Annotated in this window: 17 protein-coding genes; 7 read left to right on the forward strand and 10 right to left on the reverse strand. The window is 69.2% G+C overall.

The window, feature by feature from the left end; translation table 11 throughout:
* Window position 1: 1 nt before the first annotated feature.
* The 5 genes from Amac_RS28545 to Amac_RS28565 all read left to right on the forward strand — a co-directional run bounded on the left by Amac_RS28545 (window position 2) and on the right by Amac_RS28565 (window position 6,149).
* The gene (locus Amac_RS28545; RefSeq protein WP_155357498.1) at window positions 2–814 is read left to right on the forward strand and encodes a PIG-L family deacetylase; all 813 of its coding nucleotides are present in this window, start codon (window positions 2–4) and stop codon (window positions 812–814) included.
* 41 nt (window positions 815–855) lie between these two features.
* Window positions 856–3,237 carry an ABC transporter permease gene (locus tag Amac_RS28550; RefSeq protein WP_155357499.1) on the forward strand — a complete coding sequence of 794 codons (2,382 nt, stop codon included), beginning with the start codon at window positions 856–858 and terminating at the stop codon, window positions 3,235–3,237.
* A gap of 193 nt (window positions 3,238–3,430) precedes the next feature.
* Window positions 3,431–3,985, forward strand: coding sequence for a carboxymuconolactone decarboxylase family protein (locus Amac_RS28555; RefSeq protein WP_155357500.1), 555 nt, complete (start codon window positions 3,431–3,433; stop codon window positions 3,983–3,985).
* 98 nt (window positions 3,986–4,083) lie between these two features.
* Window positions 4,084–4,626, forward strand: a complete 543-nt coding sequence (locus Amac_RS28560; RefSeq protein WP_155357501.1) for a carboxymuconolactone decarboxylase family protein — start codon at window positions 4,084–4,086, stop codon at window positions 4,624–4,626.
* Window positions 4,626–6,149, forward strand: coding sequence for an NAD(P)-binding domain-containing protein (locus Amac_RS28565; protein WP_155357502.1), 1,524 nt, complete (start codon window positions 4,626–4,628; stop codon window positions 6,147–6,149). Before Amac_RS28560 ends, Amac_RS28565 begins: the two co-directional genes overlap by 1 nt.
* On the opposite strand, the gene Amac_RS28570 is transcribed toward Amac_RS28565, so the two are convergent.
* The gene (locus Amac_RS28570) at window positions 6,129–7,277 is read right to left on the reverse strand and encodes a carboxylate-amine ligase (RefSeq protein ID WP_155357503.1); all 1,149 of its coding nucleotides are present in this window, start codon (window positions 7,275–7,277) and stop codon (window positions 6,129–6,131) included. The two genes, Amac_RS28565 and Amac_RS28570, sit on opposite strands and share 21 nt — an antisense overlap.
* Before the next feature lie 143 nt (window positions 7,278–7,420).
* Here Amac_RS28570 and Amac_RS28575 point away from each other — a divergent pair, with 143 nt between their 5' ends.
* On the forward strand, window positions 7,421–8,302 hold the full coding sequence (locus Amac_RS28575) for a DMT family transporter (RefSeq protein ID WP_246268765.1): 882 nt from the start codon (window positions 7,421–7,423) through the stop codon (window positions 8,300–8,302).
* On the opposite strand, the gene Amac_RS28580 is transcribed toward Amac_RS28575, so the two are convergent.
* The 3 genes from Amac_RS28580 to Amac_RS28590 are packed head-to-tail and all read right to left on the reverse strand — an operon-like array spanning window position 8,297 to window position 12,008.
* A complete protein-coding gene (locus Amac_RS28580) occupies window positions 8,297–10,549 on the reverse strand; it encodes a xanthine dehydrogenase family protein molybdopterin-binding subunit (protein ID WP_155357504.1) in 2,253 nt (750 codons plus the stop codon). The two genes, Amac_RS28575 and Amac_RS28580, sit on opposite strands and share 6 nt — an antisense overlap.
* The gene (locus Amac_RS28585) at window positions 10,546–11,538 is read right to left on the reverse strand and encodes an FAD binding domain-containing protein (RefSeq protein ID WP_155357505.1); all 993 of its coding nucleotides are present in this window, start codon (window positions 11,536–11,538) and stop codon (window positions 10,546–10,548) included. The genes Amac_RS28580 and Amac_RS28585 overlap by 4 nt, the downstream gene beginning before the upstream one ends.
* Window positions 11,535–12,008: a 2Fe-2S iron-sulfur cluster-binding protein gene (locus Amac_RS28590; protein ID WP_170322726.1), complete on the reverse strand. Its 474-nt coding sequence runs from the start codon at window positions 12,006–12,008 to the stop codon at window positions 11,535–11,537. The genes Amac_RS28585 and Amac_RS28590 overlap by 4 nt, the downstream gene beginning before the upstream one ends.
* A 126-nt stretch (window positions 12,009–12,134) precedes the next feature.
* Here Amac_RS28590 and Amac_RS28595 point away from each other — a divergent pair, with 126 nt between their 5' ends.
* On the forward strand, window positions 12,135–12,779 hold the full coding sequence (locus Amac_RS28595) for a TetR/AcrR family transcriptional regulator (protein WP_155357507.1): 645 nt from the start codon (window positions 12,135–12,137) through the stop codon (window positions 12,777–12,779).
* A gap of 8 nt (window positions 12,780–12,787) precedes the next feature.
* On the opposite strand, the gene Amac_RS28600 is transcribed toward Amac_RS28595, so the two are convergent.
* The 6 genes from Amac_RS28600 to Amac_RS28625 all read right to left on the reverse strand — a co-directional run bounded on the left by Amac_RS28600 (window position 12,788) and on the right by Amac_RS28625 (window position 19,480).
* Window positions 12,788–13,450 (reverse strand): potassium channel family protein, encoded by a 663-nt coding sequence (locus Amac_RS28600; protein ID WP_155357508.1) that lies wholly within the window; start codon window positions 13,448–13,450, stop codon window positions 12,788–12,790.
* Window positions 13,443–14,801 (reverse strand): TrkH family potassium uptake protein, encoded by a 1,359-nt coding sequence (locus Amac_RS28605; RefSeq protein ID WP_155357509.1) that lies wholly within the window; start codon window positions 14,799–14,801, stop codon window positions 13,443–13,445. Before Amac_RS28605 ends, Amac_RS28600 begins: the two co-directional genes overlap by 8 nt.
* Window positions 14,802–14,980: 179 nt before the next feature.
* Complete coding sequence (locus Amac_RS28610; RefSeq protein WP_155357510.1) at window positions 14,981–15,994, reverse strand: zinc-dependent alcohol dehydrogenase; 1,014 nt, start codon at window positions 15,992–15,994, stop codon at window positions 14,981–14,983.
* 295 nt (window positions 15,995–16,289) lie between these two features.
* Window positions 16,290–17,234, reverse strand: a complete 945-nt coding sequence (locus tag Amac_RS28615) for a DNA polymerase domain-containing protein (protein WP_155357511.1) — start codon at window positions 17,232–17,234, stop codon at window positions 16,290–16,292.
* A gap of 21 nt (window positions 17,235–17,255) precedes the next feature.
* Window positions 17,256–18,284 (reverse strand): hypothetical protein, encoded by a 1,029-nt coding sequence (locus tag Amac_RS28620; protein WP_155357512.1) that lies wholly within the window; start codon window positions 18,282–18,284, stop codon window positions 17,256–17,258.
* Between the two features lie 428 nt (window positions 18,285–18,712).
* Window positions 18,713–19,480 carry an alpha/beta fold hydrolase gene (locus Amac_RS28625; RefSeq protein WP_155357513.1) on the reverse strand — a complete coding sequence of 256 codons (768 nt, stop codon included), beginning with the start codon at window positions 19,478–19,480 and terminating at the stop codon, window positions 18,713–18,715.
* Window positions 19,481–19,517 lie beyond the last annotated feature (37 nt).

The following is a 19,517-nucleotide window of genomic DNA, read 5'->3' on the forward strand; positions in this document are numbered from 1 at the left end:
GATGGATCTGACGTTGATGGCCGTGCACGCTCATCCCGACGACGAGGTGCTCACCACCGGGGGGATCCTGGCGCGTTACGCGGACGCGGGGTTCCGTACCGTCCTGGTGACCTGCACCAACGGCGAGGCGGGGGACGGACCCGGGGGAGTGAAGCCGGGCGAGGACGGCCACGACGGCGAGGCCGTGGCCGAGGAGCGGCTGGCCGAATTGCGGGCGTCGGTCGCCCATTTAGGGATCGGTGACGTCGAGCTGCTCGGCTACCGCGACTCCGGCATGGACGGCTGGGACACCAACAAGGACCCGCGGGCGTTCTGGAACATCCCGATCGAGGAGTCCACCGCCAAGCTCGCCGCGCTCATGGAGCGCTACCGGCCGCAGGTCGTCGTCACCTACGACGAAAACGGCGGTTACGGTCACCCCGATCACATCCAGGCGCACCGCATCGCGGTCGCGGCCACCGAGGCGACCGGCATCCCGGACAAGCTCTACTACACGGCGATCCCCCGGACCCGGGCCAGGGCGATGTTCGAGCGCATGCGCTCGATCGGCATCGACCTGGGTTTCGAGCCGTCCCCCGACTTCGGCACCCCGGACGAGCTGATCACCGCCACCGTGGACGTCACGCCGTACGTGGACCGGAAGATCAAAGCGCTGCGCGCGCACGCGAGCCAGAGCGACAACATCTGGCTGCTCCAGCTGCCGGACGAGGCCCAGCAGCTCGTCCTCGGGCATGAGGCCTTCGTCCGGGTCCGCTGCCAGATCGAGGCTCCTGACCAGGAAGACGACCTGTTCGCGGGTTTGACGGAGGGCTAGCACCCTGTCGAGCCCGGCTCACGTCAGCGGAAACTGGCGGCGTGATTCCGGTTGCGGTGGTCTGGCTGCGGCTCGAACTGGGCAGGCGCCTGCGATCCCTGCTCGTGCTCGGGCTGCTGGTGGCGTTCGCCGGGGCGACCGTGCTGACCGCCCTGGCCGGAGCCCGGCGCGGCGACAGCGCGGTGGACCGGCTGCTCGCCGTGACGCTTCCCGCCTCCGCCTCGGTCCTGCCCAACCAGTCCGGCTTCGACTGGGACGCCGTCCGCCGCCTGCCTGGCGTGGCGGCGGTGACCACGTTCCCCAGCTACACCGAACTCCCTGTCGACGAGGCCCCGGACGACCAGATCACCCCGTTCGTCCCCGCCGACACCGACGCGATGGCCACCATCGAGCGACCGGTCGTGTTGAGCGGCCGCCTGCCCGACCCGGTCCAAGCCGACGAAGCCGTGGTCACCGCGGAGTTCGTCCGCAACGTCGGCAAGGGCGTGGGCGATAGCGTCACCCTCCGCCTGCCCACCCCCGAGCAGTCCGATACCAGCATCGGCGCGCGCGACACCGGCGGCCCTCAGGGTCCCGCGGTCCGGATGCGCATCGTCGGCGTCATCCGCTCGTTCTGGTACGCGGACGAGGTCGGCGGCCCCGGCAAACTCATCCCGTCCCCCGGCCTGTTCACCCGCTACCGGGCCAACCTGCTGGGCGACCGCGCCCAGGTCCCGCTCAACGGCTTGGTCCGCCTCCGCGACGGCGAAGCCGGACTCGCCCGCCTCCAGGCGGCGCTCCCCGGCGTCGACGTGGTCAGCCGCTCCGAGACCATCCAGCACACCCGCAACGTCATCGCCTTCGAAAGCGCCTGCCTGGCCGCCTTCGGCCTCGCCGCCTTCCTGGCCGCAGTCGTCCTCATCGGCCAGGCCGTCATCCGGTACGGCGCAGCCGGGGCCACCGAACTGAACGCGCTGGTGGCGCTGGGCCTGACCCGCCGCCAGGGCACCCACCTGAGCGTGATCGCCCCCGGCTTGGCCGCTTTGGCGGGCACGATCGTCGCCGTCGTCCTGGCGGTGGCCGCCTCCTCCTGGATGCCGTTCGGCGCGGCGGCAGCCCGCGAGCCGAACCCTGGCGTGGACGTGGACTGGCTGGTTCTCGGTGCCGGATTTGTGCTCATTCCGATCCTGGTGGCGGTCGCGGCCGGAGCCTCCGCATGGACCGGCCTCACCAGCCCCGAGCGTTTGCGGCCCGGGCGGCAGTCGGCGCTGGTGACGGCGATGACCGTGCTCGGCCTGCCGGTGGCCGTGGTCGTCGGCGCCAGGTTCGCGCTGGAACCCGGGCGAGGGCGCTATCGGGTGCCGGTCCGGCCCGCGTTGCTGGGGGCGGTGACCGGGGTGCTCGGGGTGCTGGCCGCGTTCACCTTCTCGGCCGGGGTCGCGGACGCCGCCAGGAACCCGGCCAGATTCGGGCAGAACTACCAGCTGATGGCGATCTTCGGCTTCGATGGGCACGACTTCCAACCGCCCAGGCCCGTGCTCTCCGCGCTGACCGCCGACCCCGACGTGACCGGCGTTACCGACCTGCGGATGGCCGCCGGGCGGATCGGCCCGCTCACCGTGGTGACGCACAGCTTCGACCCGGTCGGCAACCCGGTCCCGCTGGTGCTCACCGAGGGACGTTCGCCGGCCAACGGCGACGAGGTCGTGCTGGCCCCGACGAGCGCGCGGCGGCTCGGCGCGGGCGTGGGCGACCGGGTCGCGCTCACCGGCGACCTGGGCACCCGCGAGCTGATCGTGACCGGCGTCGGCTTCGCCGTGGAGACTTCCACCCGGGGGTACGAATCCGGCGCGTGGGTCACCTCCGACGGCTACGACGTGGTCTTCCGCGGGTTCAAGGAACACGGCAGCCTCCTCGCGCTCCGGGAGGGCGCCGACCCGGAGGCGGTCGCGGCCCGGCTGCGGACAACCGTGGGTGGCGGACTGCTGATCTTCACGCCGTTCGTGCCCCGCCAGTTCGGGGAGATCAGGAACGTCCAGGTGCTGCCGCTGGTGCTCGGCGCGTTCCTGGCCCTGCTCGCCGTCGGCGCGGTCGGCCACGCCCTGATCATCGCCGTCCGCAGGCGCGGCCACGACCTGGCCGTGCTGCGCGCCCTCGGCATGACCCGCGGCCAGTGCCGCCTGGTCGTCGTCACCCAGGCCAGCGCGATCACCGTGCTCGGCCTGCTCGCTGGAGTCCCGCTCGGCATGGCGCTGGGCCGGATCCTGTGGCGGGCCGCCGCCGGCATCATGCCGTTGCAGTACCAGCCGCCCACCTCACCATGGACGCTCATCCTGATCGCACCGCTGGCACTGCTGATCGCGGCCCTGCTCGCGACCGGTCCAGGACGGCATGCGGGTCACTGTAACCTCGGGCAGGCATTGCGGGTGCTCGACCGCGCCTGAGTCTGGACTGAGGAACGCAGGTCGCGAAGCGGCCGGAGAGACGAGGGAAGACACAGGCTGAAGGCGGTCGAGCCCGCCGTGCCGGAGGCGCGGCCATAAACACAGATAACGTCGCATTTCCGGAGATGCGGGGAAATTCTCGCCGGGTGAATCTGGTCAAGTCACCATGATTTCGTCTGCGGAGGAGGCGTTCATGCCACACATCACCCTCAACTCTGATGAACCTGGAATACGCGGGCTGTTCCGGTTCCGGCCAGAAACCGCGCTCCCACTGAACGAGCTGGCGGAAGTGCTGTTGTGCGGGGAGAGCACGCTCTCCCGAGGCGAGCGGGAGTTGATCGGGGCGTACGTGTCGGCGCTGAACGCGTGCCGATTCTGCTACTCCACGCACGCGGCCATCGCGGCCGTACAGCTGGGCGAGGACCTGGTCCTGGTGGAGAAGGTCCGCGCGGACGTCAACCGAGCCCCGATCTCCGACAAGCTCAAGGCCCTGCTGGCCATCGCCGGAGCGGTGCAGGAATCCGGCCAGAAGGTGTCGGAGCAGCATGTCACCACCGCCAAGGAGGCGGGCGCCACCGACCTCGAAATCCACGACACCGTGCTCATCGCGGCGGCGTTCTGCATGTTCAACCGTTACGTGGACGGTTTGGACACTTTCGCCCCCGACGACCCAGCCGTGTACGCGGCCCGCGCTCAGCGCACCGACGGATATTTGGCCGTATTGGCCGATTCTCTGCGTTTGGGATAGTACGCAATGTGCGGCATGAATGGCCGGGGTTGACCAGTACGAGGTGATCACCCACCCTGCGTGTGGAGGCACCGCCTGCTGATCACCAAGGAGTGTTCATGCCGCACATAGCCCTGGGGAACGAAGCACCGGGAATCATCGGCCTGTTCGAGTACCGCCCGGAGACCGCCCGCCCGATGAGCGCCCTCGCCGAGGTGCTGCTGCGGGGCGAGAACGCGCTGCCGCGCGGGGATCGCGAGCTGATCGCGGCCTACGTGTCCGCGCTGAACGACTGCCGCTTCTGCTACAACTCCCACGCGGCCTTCGCTGCCGCCCAACTGCCCGAAGGCATGGACCTGGTCGAGCAGGTCCGCGCCGACCTGGGCGGGGCGCCCATCTCGGCCAAGCTCAGGGCGCTGCTGATGATCGCGGGCGCGGTCCAGGAGAGCGGCCGCAAGGTCGCCGAGGAGCACATCGCCGCCGCCAGGGACGCGGGCGCGTCCGACGTCGAGATCCACGACGCGGTCCTGATCGCGGCGGCGTTCTGCATGTACAACCGGTATGTGGACGGCCTGGCCGCGCTCACCCCCGACGACCCGGCAGACTACGCGGTGATGGCCCAGTTCATCGTGGCCGCCGGATATGTCCGGGATGAGGCCTGATGCATCGCTATCTCATCATCGGCGCAGGTCCCGCCGGTCTCCAGCTCAGCTACTACCTCAAACGCGCCGGCACCGATTACGTCACCCTCGAACGCACCGAGGCCCCCGGCGCCTTCTTCAAGGAGTTCCCCCGGCACCGCCGCCTGATCTCGCTCAACAAGGTGCACACCGTCGAGGACGAGCCGGAGATCAAGCTCAGGTGGGACTGGAACTCGCTGCTCAACGACTCGCCCGACCTGATGTTCCCGAAGTATTCGAGCGAGTACCTGCCCGGCGCCGACGATCTTGTCAGGTATCTCGCCGACTTCGAGCGCGAGCACGAACTCAATGTACGTTTCATGACTCCGGTCGACCGAATTGAGAAGATCGACGGCCGATTCCACGTGCACACGCCCGCGGAGACGTACGTGGCCGAATGCGTGATCGTCGCCACCGGCTGGGGCGGGCCGAACATTCCCAATATTCCGGGTATCGAGCTGGCGACCGGCTACGAGGACATGGAGGTCGAGGGTTCCGCCTACGCGGGCCAGCGGGTGCTGGTGATCGGCAAAGGCAACTCGGCGTTCGAGACCGCCCAGGCGATCCTGCCGCACGCGGCCATCGTGCACCTGGCGAGCCCGCACGGCGTACGCCTGGCCTGGCACACCAAGCATCCCGGCGACGTGCGCGGCCAGTACGGCGCGTTCCTCGACAGCTACTGGTTCAAGACCCTGCACGGCGTGCTCGAATGCGACATCAACCGCATCTGGCGCGAGGAGGACCACTTCAAAGCGGCCATCACGTACACGCTGGCCAACGGCGAGCAGGCCCTGCTGGAGTACGACTCCGTCATCCGTTGTACGGGCTTCACCATGGATCGCAGCATTTTTGACGACTCCTGCTTACCCGAAATGGCCCCCAACGGGCGGATCCCTGCCATCCGCCCCGACTGGCAGTCCGCCAACGTGGACGGTCTCTACTTCGCGGGCACGCTTATGCAGGCCCGCGACTTCAAGCAGGCGTCGTCGGCGTTCATCGACGGCTTCCGCTACAACCTGCGCACGATGACGGCCTTGCTGGCCGAGCGCTACGAGAACACGCCGCTGGATCGCCAGGTGATCCCACTCGACCACGAGAAGCTCGGCGCGACCATGCTCGACCGCGTGAACTGGAGTTCCGCTCTGTGGACCCAGTTCGAGTATCTATGCGACGCGTTCGTGGTCGACCGCGCCAACGGGCAGATCCAGCATTATCAGGATCTGCCCGAGGACTACGCCGTCGAACGCTTCGCTGACCAGGAAGAACTCTTCACGATCACTCTGCGCTGGGGCCGCCAGAACTACGGCGACGTGTTCGCCATCCAGCGCGACCCCACCCCCGACATGGCCCACGAGAGCGCATTCCTGCACCCCGTGATCAGAGCCTGGCGGCACGGCGAAAAGGTCGCCGAGCGGCACCTCCTGGAAGACCTGCTGGCCGTCTGGCGCAACCCGGTCCGCCACGTGGAGCCGCTCTACGCCTTCCTATCCGAACAACTGACCTGAGAAATCCCGCACCAGCTCGTCGACCACGTCCGCCGCCGAACCCCGGCGGGCGTGGACGACGGCTTGCCGGGCCGCCCCCGTCCCGACCACATGCAAGCGCGCCACCCGCTCGACCACCAGATCAAGATCCCCGGTTTCCTCCAGAGCGGGCCGAAGAAGCGCCAGCAACGCGTCCACCTGCGCCGACGCCGGGAGCAGCCGCCCGCTGACCGGATCGATGGCGTCCCCGGCCAGCCCATCCCTGGCCGCCTGCCAGTACGACGCCCGCAGCAACTCCCCCCGGATCCGCGGCCCCGGATCACCCCGTTCCACCCGTTCCAGCGCGGTCACCACCAGCGCCCGGACAATCGCGCCGAGCAGCGCGGACTCCCCAGCGGTGGCCGGCACGTCGGTCACCCGGACCTCCAGCGTGGGCAGCCGCGCCGACGGGCGGATGTCCCAGAAGATCGTGCCCGGGTCCACCAGGACCTTGGCCTCGGTCAGCTGGGCGATCACCTCGTCGTACTCGGCGGCCGAGGTGAAGTACGGCGGCGGCCCGGCCACCGGCCACTTGCCCCAGCAGAGCGTGCGCCAGCTGGCGTAACCCGTGTCGCGCCCGCACCACAGCGGCGAGTTGGCCATCAGCGCGATCAGCGTCGGCAGCCACGGCCGCAGGTGGTTGCTCACCAGCACGGCACGTTCCCGGTCGGGCAGGTGCACGTGGACGTGACCGGCGCAGATGCTCTGCTCGTCGTGGAGCGAGCGGTAGTTGGCGATGCCGATGCCGTACCGGGGATTCTCGGTGATCAGCGGCGGGACCACGTCGCCGAGCACGGCCGTGCCCGAGGCGACCACCCGCAGCCCCTCGTCGGCCGCGGCGGACGCCACGGCGGCGCGCATCTGGCGGAGCTGGGTCTCCAGCTCGGCGGTTCTGGCGCAGGGCCGGGTCTTGGCCTCCACCTGGTAGCGGGTGATCTCGGTGCCGACCTGCTCGCCCAGCGCCGCCGCCGCCCTGGCCACGACGGCGGCCGACCGCGGGGCCGCCTCCCGCGTCTCGGGGTCGACGACGAGGTATTCCTCTTCCACTCCGACGAGGGGACAGGCCGCGTCGAAGGGCACCACTTGCTCGATATCCGCGGTGGCAGTCATGCCGCTCCTTGGTTCCCATACTTATGACGCGCGTAGGGTATCCGCGTGTCCCCGCGCACGGGCGGATTCCCGGCGAGGTGCGCACAAATAGAGGTCCGAATATTGCGGTGCTCACCGACATGTCCGGCGCCTATCGTCGGGGGGTGAACGAGACCGTGACGATGGTGGACAGGCGGGCGCTGGCCGCTGCCGGGGTCACCCTGGTGTTGTGGGCTTCGGCCTTCGTGTCCATCCGCAGCGCGGTGGCGTCCTACTCGCCCGGCGCGCTCGCGCTCGGGAGGCTGCTCGCCGGCTCGCTGACGCTGGTGGTGATTCTGCTGCTGCGCGGCGAGCGGCTGCCGCCGAGGGCGGCCTGGCCGGGGATCGTGGTGTCCGGGGTGCTCTGGTTCGGCGTCTACATGGTGGCTCTCAACTGGGGCGAGCAGGAGGTGGACGCGGGCACGGCGGCGATGCTCGTCAACATCGGGCCGATCGTCATCGCGCTGCTGTCCGGCTACCTGCTGAAGGAGGGCTTCCCGCGCCCGCTGCTGATCGGCCTGGCGGTCTCGTTCGGCGGGGCGCTCCTGGTCGGCTTTTCGATGTCCGGCGGGGGTTCGTCCTCGGTGCTCGGCGTCGTGCTGTGCGTGCTGGCCGCCGTCTCGTACGCCGTCGCGATCGTCGCCCAGAAGCCCGCGCTGGCGCACGCGTCCGCGCTGCAGGTGACCACCTTCGGCTGCGTGATCGGGGCGGTCGTCTGCCTGCCGTTCGCCGGTCAGCTGATCGACCAGGTCGGCTCCGCGCCGCTGCCGGCCACGCTCAACCTGCTCTATCTGGGCGTGTTCCCGACCGCGCTGGCCTTCACCACCTGGGCGTACGCGCTGGCCAGGACCACCGCGGGCAAACTGGGCGCCACCACCTACGTGGTGCCCGCGATGGTCGTGCTGATGGCCTGGGCGTTCCTCGCCGAGGTGCCCGGCTGGCTCACCCTCGCCGGGGGCGCCCTCTGCCTGGTCGGGGTTGCGATCTCACGCAGACGGCCGTCATAGCAGTTTGTCCAGCGTAATCGGCAGGTCGCGGACTCGTTTGCCGGTGGCGTGGTAGACGGCGTTGGCGATCGCGCCCGCGACGCCGACGATGCCGACCTCGCCGATGCCGAGCAGGCCGAGCGGCATGGTCGGGTCGGGATCGTCCAGGTAGCGAATGTCGATCGAGGGGATGTCCGCGTGCACCGGCACGTGGTACTCCGCCAGACCGGCGTTCATGATGCGGCCGTTGCGCGGATCGACCAGGGTCTCCTCGGCCAGCGCCATGCCGATGCCCATCACGATGCCGCCGCGCAGCTGGCTGGCCGCCGTCTTGGCGTTGATCACCTTGCCCACATCGAAGACGCCCAGCCAGCGGGAGATCCGGATCTCGCCGGTGTCGGAGTCCACCCGCACCTCGCAGAACTGCGCCCCGCAGGCGGCCTTCACCCAGCGCCGCCGATCCATCAGGAACTTGGACATGAACCTGACCTGACCGGTGATCTCGCCGAGCCTGGTGTCGGAGCCGACCTGGGCCTCGATCGAGGCGCGATCGGCGCGGCGCAGGATCTCCTGGTAGCTCTCACCCCGCGAACCGTCGTAGAGGCCGCCGTCCTTGGCCCGCACGTCCGCGAAGCGGCGACCGCGTAGGGGAGAGCCCGGCGTCTTCCTGGCCACCGAGAACACCGAACGCCTGAGCTTCTCGCAGGCGGTGATGAGGCTGGCGGCGATGCTCGCCGTCTGCCCGGAACCGCCGGCGCCGGGTCCGGTGGGCAGGGCGGTGTCGCCGTACTCGACGGTGATCGCCCCCAGCGGCACGCCCAGGGCGTCGGCCGCGATCTGCGCCTGGGCGGTCGCCGCGCCCATACCCATCTCGTGGAAGCCGCAGCGGACCAGAACAGTTCCGTCGGCCGACAGGCGTACCGTCACGTTGGCCTGGAACTGCCAGGCCGGATGGTACGCGGAGGCGACGCCCATGCCGATCAGCCACTTGCCGTCCCGCATCGAGCCGGGTTCCGGCGACCGTTCGCCCCAGCCGAACTCCTTGGCGCCCACCTCGTAACATTCGAGCAGCATGCGGTGGGCGAACGCCTTGCCGTCGATCGGGTTGCGGGCGGGCTCGTTTCGGGCGCGCAGCTCGATGGGGTCCATGCCCAGCTTGTACGCGAGCTCGTCCACCGTGGCTTCGAGCGCGAACGAGCCGATCGACTCGCCGGGGGCGCGCATGACGGTGTTGGCGATCGTGTCCAGCTCGACCAGGTTCTGCTGGACCTGGAGGTTGGCGGCGTCGTAGAGGTGGCGGGTCTGCGAGGTCACCTGTTCCGGGCCGCCGCCGACCTTGCCGTTCTGGGTGATGCTGGTGTGGATGAGCGCGGTCATCGAGCCGCCGGCCTCCGCGCCGATGGCCACCCGCTGGATCGACGGGGTGCGCCCGCCGACCGTGCGGTTGACGCCTTCCCTGGTCAGCATCAGCCTGACCGGCCGTCCCGTCACCTTCGCGGCGAGCACGGTGAGCACCGTGCCGGGCCACACCATGGTCTTGCCGCCGAACGCGCCGCCGACGAACGGCGAGATCACCCGGATGTTCTCCTTGGGCACGTCGAACCGGACCGCCAGATGCCCCTGCGTCCAGGCGATGTTCTGGCTGCCCTCGTGCAGGATCAGCCGATCCTTGTCCCAGAACGCGGTGGTCGAGTGGGGTTCGATCGCGTTGTGGTTGTGCCCCGGCGTCGTGTACCGCAGATCGAGCGAGAACGGCGCCGCCGCCAGCGCCGCGTCGGGGTCGCCCTTCTTGGCTCCCCCCTCCGAGATCAAGCTGTTCTTCTGCGGCGTCGCGTTGCCTTCCTCAGCGGCGAAGTCCAGCACGGCGGGGAACTCGGCGTACTCCACCTCGACCAGGTGCGCGGCCTCCCGCGCGGCTTCCAGCGTCTCGGCCACCACCACCGCGATGGGCTGCCCGTTCCAGTGCACTTCGTCGGTGTTCAGGTAGTTGACCGTCGTGCCGGTGGCGAGCGTGCTCAAATCCATCGGGGTCATCTTCGGCGCGGGTTTCATCGGCGGCGCGTTCTCGTGTGTGATCACCGCCAGCACGCCCGGCGTTTTCCGCGCCGTCGCCGAGTCGATCCGCGTGATCCGCCCGCGCGCGATCGTCGAGTGCACAAGAGCGGCATAAGCCATATTCGGGTACGGATACTCCGCCGAGTACCGCGCCTCCCCCGTGACCTTGGCAGTGCCGTCAAGCCGATCGACCGGCTGTCCCACATACGTCATGCCGCGCTCCCCTCCACCTGCAACTGCCGCAGCGTCGCCGTGATCGCCCGCCCGGCCAGCTCGATCTTGAACGCGTTCTGGGACTGCGCCACCGCGCCCTCCAGCTCCGCGTCGGCGGCCAGCCGGAACCGCTCCTCCGTCGCCGGGCCGCCCATCAGCGCACGCTCCGCCGCGTGCGCCCGCCACGGCCGGGCGGCCACCCCGCCCAGCGCCAGCCGGGCCTCGGTGATCACACCGTCCCTGACCTCCAGCGCGGCGGCCACGCTGACCAGCGCGAACGCGTACGACGCACGGTCGCGCACCTTGCGATACCGCGACCGCGCGGCCACCGGAAGCTCGGGCAGCTCGATCGCGGTGATCAGCTCGTCGGCGGCGATCGCCGTCTCATGCTGCGGGGAGTCTCCGGGCAGCATGTGGAAGCCGACCAGCGGGAGCCGCCGCACCCCGCGCACGCTCTCCAGCTCGATCGTGGCGTCCAGCGCGGCCAGTGCTACGCACATGTCCGAGGGATGCGTCGCCACGCAGCTGTCCGACGCGCCGAAGATGGCCGCGTTCCGGTTGAACCCGCCGATCGCGTCACAGCCCGCGCCCGGCTCGCGCTTGTTGCAGCGCGCGGCCAGATCCGCGAAATACGGGCAGCGGGTGCGCTGCAGCACGTTGCCGCCGACCGTGGCCATGTTTCTGAGCTGGCCGGACGCGCCGGTCAGGATCGCCTGGGCCAGCATCGGGTAGCGCGTGCGGATCACCCGATGGGCGGCGAGGTGGCTGTTGCGGACCAGCGCGCCGATCCGGACGCCGCCGTCCGGCAGCTCCTCGACCCGGTCCAGCGGCAGCCGGGTGATGTCGATCACCGTGTCCGGGCGCTCGATGTTCTGCCGCATCAGATCCACCAGGTTGGTGCCGCCGCCGAGGAACTTGGCCCCCGGCTCGGCGATCGCGCGGACGGCGGTGGCCACGTCCTGGGCGCTCACGTAGGCGAAATCCTTCATCGGCTGCTCTCCTGGATCGCGGCCACGATGCCGTTGTACGCGCCGCAGCGGCACAGGTTTCCGCTCATGCGCTCCCGGATCTCCTCGGGCGTCAAATCGATCTGCTCGGCGGCCAGGTGGCCGGTCACCGCGCTGGGCGCGCCCGCCGCGTGCTCGGCCAGCATGCCGATGGCCGAACAGATCTGGCCCGAGGTGCAGTAGCCGCACTGGAAGCCGTCATGGCGGACGAACGACTGCTGGATCGGGTCCTCGACTCCCTCGATCGTGGTGATGTCGCGGTCGGCGTACTGCACGGCCAGGGCCAGGCAGGAGCTGATGCGCTCGCCGTCCACCAGCACCGTGCACGCGCCGCAGGCGCCCTGATCGCAGCCCTTCTTGGTCCCGGTCAAGCCGAGATGTTCCCGCAGCGCGTCCAGCAGACTCACCCGCGGCTCGAGGTCGAGCTTTTCTATCGAGCCGTTCACTCGCATTCGTACGTCGACCACGACGCCCTCCCGATAGGTATGTCCCTTCTGCCGGACGCTAACAGAACGGTGCTCTCTTAACAAGACGTAAAAGAACGGTCGTCTTTTAGTTGACTGTATGCTTGCGATGACATGGCACAGGTGACATTCATCCGGGCACGGCGCCCGGAGCAGAAGCAACTCCGGCGCGAGGCGATCCTCGCCGCCGCGCGCGAGCTGGCCCTGGAGGTAGGGGTCCAGCATGTGAGCCTGGGCAGCGTGGCGGCGGCCGTGGGCCTGGCCAAGTCCAATGTGGTGCGATATTTCGGGACTCGCGAGGAGATCTATCTCGAACTCGCGGCCGAGGCCTGGCAGGAGTGGGCAGACGCCGTGACCGCGCTGCTGCGCGCCGGCGGCGACCCGATCATGGTGCTCACCGAGACCCTGGACGCCCGCCCGCTCTTCTGCGACCTGCTCAGCCAGACCTCCACGACCCTGGAACACAACGTCTCGGTGGACGCTGCCCGTAAGTTCAAGCTGGTCGCGCTCCGGGTCATGGCCGAACTCGGCGCGGAGGTGGGTGCCGTCCATCCCGAGCTGACCGAGAGTGAGAGCACCGAACTGGTCATGGCCGCCAGCGCCCTCGCCGGCACCCTCTACCCGGTCGTGCACCCCTCCCCGATCATGACCGAGCTCTACGCCCAGGAGCCGGAGATCGCCGCCTCCTGCCCCCAGATGATCCCGACCATGGTCCGGACCCTCTCCGCGATCGCGATGGGCCTGCCCCGCCTGCGCTGACGCGGCGTCTAGGGGAGTTCGGCGAAACGTTCGACGTCTTCGGTGGGGCCGGAGACGATGATGATGTCGCCGTAGGCGAGTTCGGTGTCGGCGGTGGCGTAGGTGAACCGCTCCTCGGGGCTCTTGACGGCCACGATCGTCACGCCGTACTTGCGGCGGAGGTTGGAGCTGCCCAGGGGGATGCCGACGTATTCCTTCGGCGGGTGCGTCTTGGCCAGCGCGAAACCCTCGTCCACCTGCATGAAGTCCAGCATCCGGCCGCTGACCAGGTGAGCGACCCGCTCACCCATGTCGTGTTCGGGGAAGACGACATGATGGGCGCCGATGCGGCGCAGGATCTGGCCGTGCTGGACGGTGACCGCCTTCGCCCAGATGTCGTTGATCTCCAGCTCGACCAGCAGCGACGTGGTCAGAATGCTGGCCTCCAGGTCACCGCCGATCGCCACCACCGCCCGGTAGAAATCCGACACCCCGAGCTGCTTCAGGGCCTCCATGTCGGTGGAGTCGGCGGTGGCGATCTGGGTGATCTGCCCCGCCAGGCCCTGCACGACCTTCGGGCGCCTGTCGATGGCCAGCACTTCGGTGCCGCGCCGGGTGAGCTCCAGGGCCAGCGCGGTCCCGAACCGCCCCAGCCCGATCACGACGACCGGGTAGCTCGACTTCTCAGCCAACGATGACCCTCTCCTCGGGGAGTTCGAAGCGGCGGGTGCGCTCCTTGAGCGCCAGCGCGGACCCCAGCGTCAGCGGCCCGATCCGGCCGACGAACATCAGCACCGCCAGCAGCACATGCGCGGCCATGGATGTGTCCGCCGTGATCCCGGTCGACAGCCCGTTCGTCGCGAAGGCCGAAATCACCTCGAACAACACCCGATCCAGACTGTACGGCGTGAGCACCAGCAGCACATACGTGGAAATGGTCACCAGGGCCACCCCGACCAGGGTGATCGTCACCGCCTGCCGCTGGGTGGCCTCCGCCAGCCGCCGATGCCCCACGTTGACCCTGTTCTCGCCGCGCAACTCGGCCCAGATGATGAAGGCGAGCAGCCCGAACGTGGTCACCTTGATCCCGCCGGCGGTGCTGGCGCTGCCGCCGCCGATGAACATCAGCACGTCGGTGACCAGCATGCTGGACGGGTTCATGGCCGCGATGTCGACCGTGTTGAACCCGCCGGAGCGTGGCATCACGGCGGCGAAGAAGCTGGCCATCAGCTTGTCGGGGTCGTCCAGCGGGCCCATGGTCCTGGCGTTGTTCCACTCGGTGGCCAGGTAGATGAGCGTGGCGCCGACGATCAGGATGGCGCTGACGCCGACCGTGACCCGGGTCAGCACCGACCAGCGGCGGGGATGCCGCCAGGAGCGGGCCAGCTCGAACACGACCGGGAACCCGAGGCCGCCCGTGACGACCGCGATCGCGATGGGCAGGCAGATCCACGGATCGCTGACAAAACCCATTAAGTTGTCGGGCCACAACGCGAATCCCGCGTTGTTGAACGCTGAGATGGCGTGGAATCCGCCCAGGTAGAGGGCTTCGCCGAACGGCTCGTCGTACCCGATCATGAAGCGGGCGGTGAGGAAGACGGCGGTGATGGCCTCGCCCGCCAGGGCGAACAGCACCACGTTGCGGACCACCCGGCGGACGTCGCTCATGCTCAGTGACTTGGTCTCGGTCTGCAGCGCGATCCGCGCCCGCAGGCCGAGGCGGCCCGCGAGCAGGACGGTGAACAGGGTGGCCAGGGTCATGATCCCCAGCCCGCCCACCTGGATGAGACCGGCGATCACCACCTCGCCGAACACCGACCAGTGCGTCGCGGTGTCCACCACCACGAGCCCGGTCACGCACACCGCGGAGGTCGCGGTGAACAGCGCCGTCACCCAGTCCGCGGGCTCCCCTGTGGTGGTGGCCATCGGCAGGGTGAGCAGCACGGATCCGAGCAGGATGGTGACACCGAACCCGGTGGCGACCACCTGCGTCGGATGGTGGAACCGGTCGAGGAAAACAGACCCCCACGTGCGGCGTCTCACAACCGGATGCCCTTGCGACTCACGGTACAGAAGGTAGACCACATTTGCCTGGTTTGGGCACCTTTGATCATCACGGCCCACCGTGCGGCCGGGCGATCGCTAGGGCCGGGTCCGGCCTGGCCATCGCGCTCTCCATCCTGCGACGCGACCGCCGACCGGTGGGCTGCCATCCCTGAATATCAGCGGCGGGGGTCCACGTGGATCTTAGGGGCGTGGCCCCATTCGGGTGGTCGGGTTCCGGCGAGGATGCTGGGTAGGTCGTCCAGGCCGGTGGTGGTGGCGACGAGGGGGCGGGGGTCGACGGCGCGGGAGGCGTACAGGTCGATGGTTTCGGCGAGGCCGCCGGAGGCGCTGAGCACGCCGGCGATGGTGATCTCCCGGAGCACGGCGGTGCGGGTGTCGAGCAGGCTGGGGTCGCTGGAGATGCCGATGCAGACCACCCGGCGGCCGGGTTCGACCAGGTCGAGGGCGAGCGCGGGGAGGGTCTCCGCGGTGGAGGCGTCGACGATGGCGTCCCAGCGCAGGGCGGGGAGGGTGTCGGCGGTCCAGACGTGCGGGAAGCCGAGCGAGCGGGCGAAGTCCAGGGAGGGGGCGTCGCGGCCGAGGAGGTGGACCTCGACTCCTTTGGCAGCGGCGATCTGGGCGGTGAGCAGGCCGATCGTGCCGGGTCCGAGGACCAGGAGGCGCTCGCCGGGTGCGATCTCGGCGGCGCGGAACGCGCGCAGGGCGTTGCCGCCGGGCTCGACCAGGGCTCCGAGGGTGGCGTCGACGGTGTCGGGCAGGGGGTGCAGGGCGGTGACGGGGACCGGGAGGCGTTCGGCGAGGGCGCCGGGCCAGCCGCCGCGGATGCCGATCTCGTAGCGGTCGGCGCACAGGTGCTGGCGCCCCGCCGCGCAGCGTTCGCAGCGGCGGCAGCCGAGCATGGTGTCGGCGGTGACCCGGCGGCCGAGCCAGCTGGGATCGACCCCTTCACCGACGGCCGAGATGGCGCCCATCCACTCGTGGCCGATCCTGATCGGGTAGGGGGCGTCCCCGGAGTGCACGTAAGCCATCTCGCCGGCGAAGAACTCGGCGTCGGTCCCGCAGACTCCGGCCCGCTCGACGTCCACGACCACCTCATCCCGGCCGGGGACGGGCGGCTCGACCTCCTGGACTTCGGCGGTGCGCGGGCCGGTGATGACGAAGGCGCGCATCTACATCAAGCTGGGGGTGATCTGGTGCACACGTGTACCGTATACGGTCAGATGGCCGAATTGCGCGTCGTCCGACGAATCCTCCAAAGGGCCCGCCGCGAATTAACTTGCGCGCTCGCCAAGGGTTCGCCGAGGTCGGTGGCTTGAGGATCTATGAGTTATTGCTCCGCGGGCCCTAAGAGCCCCCTAACGGAATGCCGCTACCACTCCTAGCGCCGGTGCGGCGAGGACCACCGCCAGCGTTAACGGCGCCGGATAACGGCGAGCAACTGAGCGAGCTGCTCATTGTGCTAGGTCAACCCTCGCGCCGGGCCCGGGCCCGGCGTTTGCCTTCATGCATGGCCTGGACGCGGGCGACAGGGATCGTGTGTCCTTCCTCGATCAGATCGGGCGGAAGCTGCTGGGGTTCCGGCATGCGTTCCGCCCATGGATCTCCGTTGCCGAGTAGGTCCGGAGCGGTGTGAATGGTGAAATCTCCTGGCACGACCTGATCCAGGTCCTCCCACGACACCGGGAACGAGACCGGAGTGCCTGGCCGGATCCTCGGGCTGTACGCGGCTGCCACGGTTGCGCCGCCTGCTCGGGTGGAGTCGAGGAACACCTTGCCCGCGCGGTCCTCGCGGATGAATGCCGTCGTGGCCAGCGTGGGGTCCACGCGTTCGGCCCGGGCGGCCAAGGCTCGGGTGGCGGCGGCTAGGTCTTCGATCGGGATTCCGTCGGCGACCGGGATGAAGATGTGCACGCCCTTGGCGCCGCTGGTTTTCACGGCGCCGGTCAGGCCGGAGTCGTCCAGGGCTTGGCGTACCAGGCGGGCGGCCTGGATGACCAGGGGGAACGACTCGCCTTCCGGGGGGTCGAGGTCGAGGATCAGGTGGGTGAAGTGGGTGTCGCGGAACAGGGCGGGGTGGTATTCGACGGCGCGCTGGTTGCCGAACCAGAGCAGGGTCTTGCGGTCGTCGCACAGGGCGTACGAGATTTCGCGGTGGGAGGCTTCCGCCCAGACGGGGACGGTTTTCACCCAGGAAGGGGTGTATTTGGGGACGTTCTTCTGGACGAAGGGGGGCTGGCCGGGGCGTACCCGGATCACGGATAGGGGGCGGCCGCGCAGGGCGGGGATGATGCGGTCGTGGACCGCGTCCAGGTAGTTGACCAGATCCCGTTTCGTCGCGTTCGAACCGTCGAACAGCGGCTGGTCGAGATTGGTCAGCGAGACTCCGTCCCGCGTCTCATCGCTGGTCACTTTGTCCACTATGCCATCGAGTCATCGGCTGGTGCGTAGCCTGCGGAACAGGGCGAAGCCTGACATCAGCACGATCACGAACCCGCCGGCGGCGAGCGCGCCGTTGCGCGGGGTCACGGCTACGGCGGTGCCGAGGATGCCGGTCAGTTTCACCACCGGCGCCTCGCCTGCTTTGGGGAAGGTGATCGTGGTGTCGGCGCTGCGCTGGGTTCTGCCGCTGGCCAGGTAGAGCGTGGCCTGCCAGGGGCCGTCGCCGAGGCCGCTGGCCAGGGGGATCACGACGCGTCCGCGTCCGCCGGGGGGCAGGGAGATGCCATGGTTGACCGGGAACGGGCCCGCGCTCGCGCCGCCGGGGCCGTCGGTCAGGCGGAGCGTGCCGGACATGTCCACCGCGCGCTGGCCGCTGTTGTGGACGACTGCGCGGAACTCGGGACGTCCGGTGGGGCTGCGAAGCGCGATCAGCTGCTCGATCCGGAAGTCCGTTGGTGGTTCGCCGCCAGCACCCACGTCCAGATATATCCGGACTCCTACGCGGTGGGTTTCCTCGGTGTCTCCGATTGGTTCGGCTTCGGCCCACAGGACGCCGTAACGTTCGCCGCGCCAGGCTGTCCGGGGGACCTTGATCGTGGCCTTGACGGTGGTGCGGCCGCGGGGAGGGAGCGTGAGGGAGGTGCGGTCGAACCGTACCCATTCGGTGAGTTCGTTGCCGAGGCGGTCCGGTGCGGAGATGAAGCGGTGCCTGCCCACGCTGGCCGCGCCCGGGTAGAGCTGCACGCGTTGCGGGCGGCGGGATGTGCTGGTCACCTGGAGCAGGCGGCTTATCGTGGCGCCCGGCGACAGGTGGTCGACGATGTGGATCCGGGCGCGCGGGTCGCCGCGGCGCACGGCCGGCGCGTCCATCAGCCGGATTCCGATCGGCCCGGAACCCTCGTCCGCCCAGGTGGGAGTGAGGCCCAGGAATCCGATCATCACCAGGCCCGCCATGGCGGAGATCGCCAGATATCTGATGATTCGCAACTTCCCCGCCCCCGAAACCAGAGATGTGGACATGTCTGGACGAGCGTAAGAAGCCGACCCCCCGCCGTCCCGGGAAGCGCTCCGGCGCTTGATCAGGAAATGACTATCTCAAGGAGAATTCGGTCAGAATCGGCGCGAGCGCCTCGGGCACGTGGTTCTCCCACCCGCCCTCCCCTTGTTTCTCCTCGGGCTCCGCCCGACCCCGCCGTCGCCGTGGTTGCCCTGTACCGGCTCAGGGAGCTCATTTCAACCCGTCTCCGCAGGTCGGAAGGCTGCGGCCGCGAGGTCGGGCCCGTTGACCTGCATGCGGAACCTTGCAAATCTTCACCGGAGGCCTTCGTTGTCAGCAGATTGGCCCTGCTCAACGGCCATACCGCCAGAGGATGAAAGGGTTCAGGAAAACTCGGTTCACCTGGATTCGCTTAGGAAGGACTCCGTCAGGACCGGGGCGAGCGCCTGGATTAGTTTAGGAAGAACTCCGTTAGGACTGGGGCGAGTACTTCGGGGGTCACGCCGTGCCACTCGCCCTTCAGTTGCCGGTGTTCGCCGTTTGGCAGGGTGGTGGCGACGTGAGTTGCCCAGCCGCGGAGCCGGTCGTCGGTTTCCTCGCTGTTGACGACCAGTGTTGGCACGGTGATCGCGCGGACCTGGTCGGTGGTCAGGGTCGATGTGATCGTCGTGTCGTAGACGAGCGTGTGGGCGAGTTTCTCCAGCTCGGGCCAGAACGGCGCGTGTCGCATTCCGGCCGTGATCTCTTCTGGCACCCCGATTGAGGCGTGGAAGTGCAGGACCGCGTCGCCGCGTCGACCGGCTGTGACGAGTTCGGTCAGTTCGGCGGCCAGCGTTGTGTCCGGGGGACCGTCGAGGTCGAGCGGGGGTTCCAGCATCGCCACCTTGGTGATCGGCAGCCCCTGCCCGGCCGCGTATAACGCCAGGACGGAGCCGGAGGAGAACCCCTCCACGAACGCGGGCCCGCCGACGGCGGCGATCACCGCGCCCAGGTCCTCGACCTCCCGCTCGATCGCGTAGGGCAGCGTGTCCGTGCTCTCCCCGCGTCCCCGCCGGTCGTAGGTGACCACGGTGAAGGAGGAGGCGAGTTCTGCCGCGAGCGCGCCCATCGGCCCGAACCCGCGGAAACCTCCGGCGGCGTCCACCAGCACGAGCGCGGGCCCTTGCCCGACCTGGTCGTATCCGATCGTGGTTCCGTCTTTCGACTGCACGGTGGCCATGTCAGCTTCCTTCGAAGAGTACTGGACAGTCTAGTAC

The sequence above is a fragment of the Acrocarpospora macrocephala genome (assembly GCF_009687865.1).
In the GTDB taxonomy this organism is placed as follows: domain Bacteria; phylum Actinomycetota; class Actinomycetes; order Streptosporangiales; family Streptosporangiaceae; genus Acrocarpospora; species Acrocarpospora macrocephala.

Excerpts from the sequence above, each read along its gene's own strand:
- Amac_RS28545 (WP_155357498.1), top strand. The coding sequence starts at position 2 with ATGGATCTGACGTTGATGGCCGTGCACGCTCATCCCGACGACGAGGTG.
- Amac_RS28555 (WP_155357500.1), top strand. The coding sequence starts at position 3,431 with ATGCCACACATCACCCTCAACTCTGATGAACCTGGAATACGCGGGCTG.
- Amac_RS28560 (WP_155357501.1), top strand. The coding sequence starts at position 4,084 with ATGCCGCACATAGCCCTGGGGAACGAAGCACCGGGAATCATCGGCCTG.
- Amac_RS28565 (WP_155357502.1), top strand. The coding sequence starts at position 4,626 with ATGCATCGCTATCTCATCATCGGCGCAGGTCCCGCCGGTCTCCAGCTC.
- Amac_RS28570 (WP_155357503.1), bottom strand. The coding sequence starts at position 7,277 with ATGACTGCCACCGCGGATATCGAGCAAGTGGTGCCCTTCGACGCGGCC.
- Amac_RS28580 (WP_155357504.1), bottom strand. The coding sequence starts at position 10,549 with ATGACGTATGTGGGACAGCCGGTCGATCGGCTTGACGGCACTGCCAAG.
- Amac_RS28585 (WP_155357505.1), bottom strand. The coding sequence starts at position 11,538 with ATGAAGGATTTCGCCTACGTGAGCGCCCAGGACGTGGCCACCGCCGTC.
- Amac_RS28590 (WP_170322726.1), bottom strand. The coding sequence starts at position 12,008 with ATGCGAGTGAACGGCTCGATAGAAAAGCTCGACCTCGAGCCGCGGGTG.
- Amac_RS28595 (WP_155357507.1), top strand. The coding sequence starts at position 12,135 with ATGGCACAGGTGACATTCATCCGGGCACGGCGCCCGGAGCAGAAGCAA.
- Amac_RS28610 (WP_155357510.1), bottom strand. The coding sequence starts at position 15,994 with ATGCGCGCCTTCGTCATCACCGGCCCGCGCACCGCCGAAGTCCAGGAG.
- Amac_RS28620 (WP_155357512.1), bottom strand. The coding sequence starts at position 18,284 with ATGTCCACATCTCTGGTTTCGGGGGCGGGGAAGTTGCGAATCATCAGA.
- Amac_RS28625 (WP_155357513.1), bottom strand. The coding sequence starts at position 19,480 with ATGGCCACCGTGCAGTCGAAAGACGGAACCACGATCGGATACGACCAG.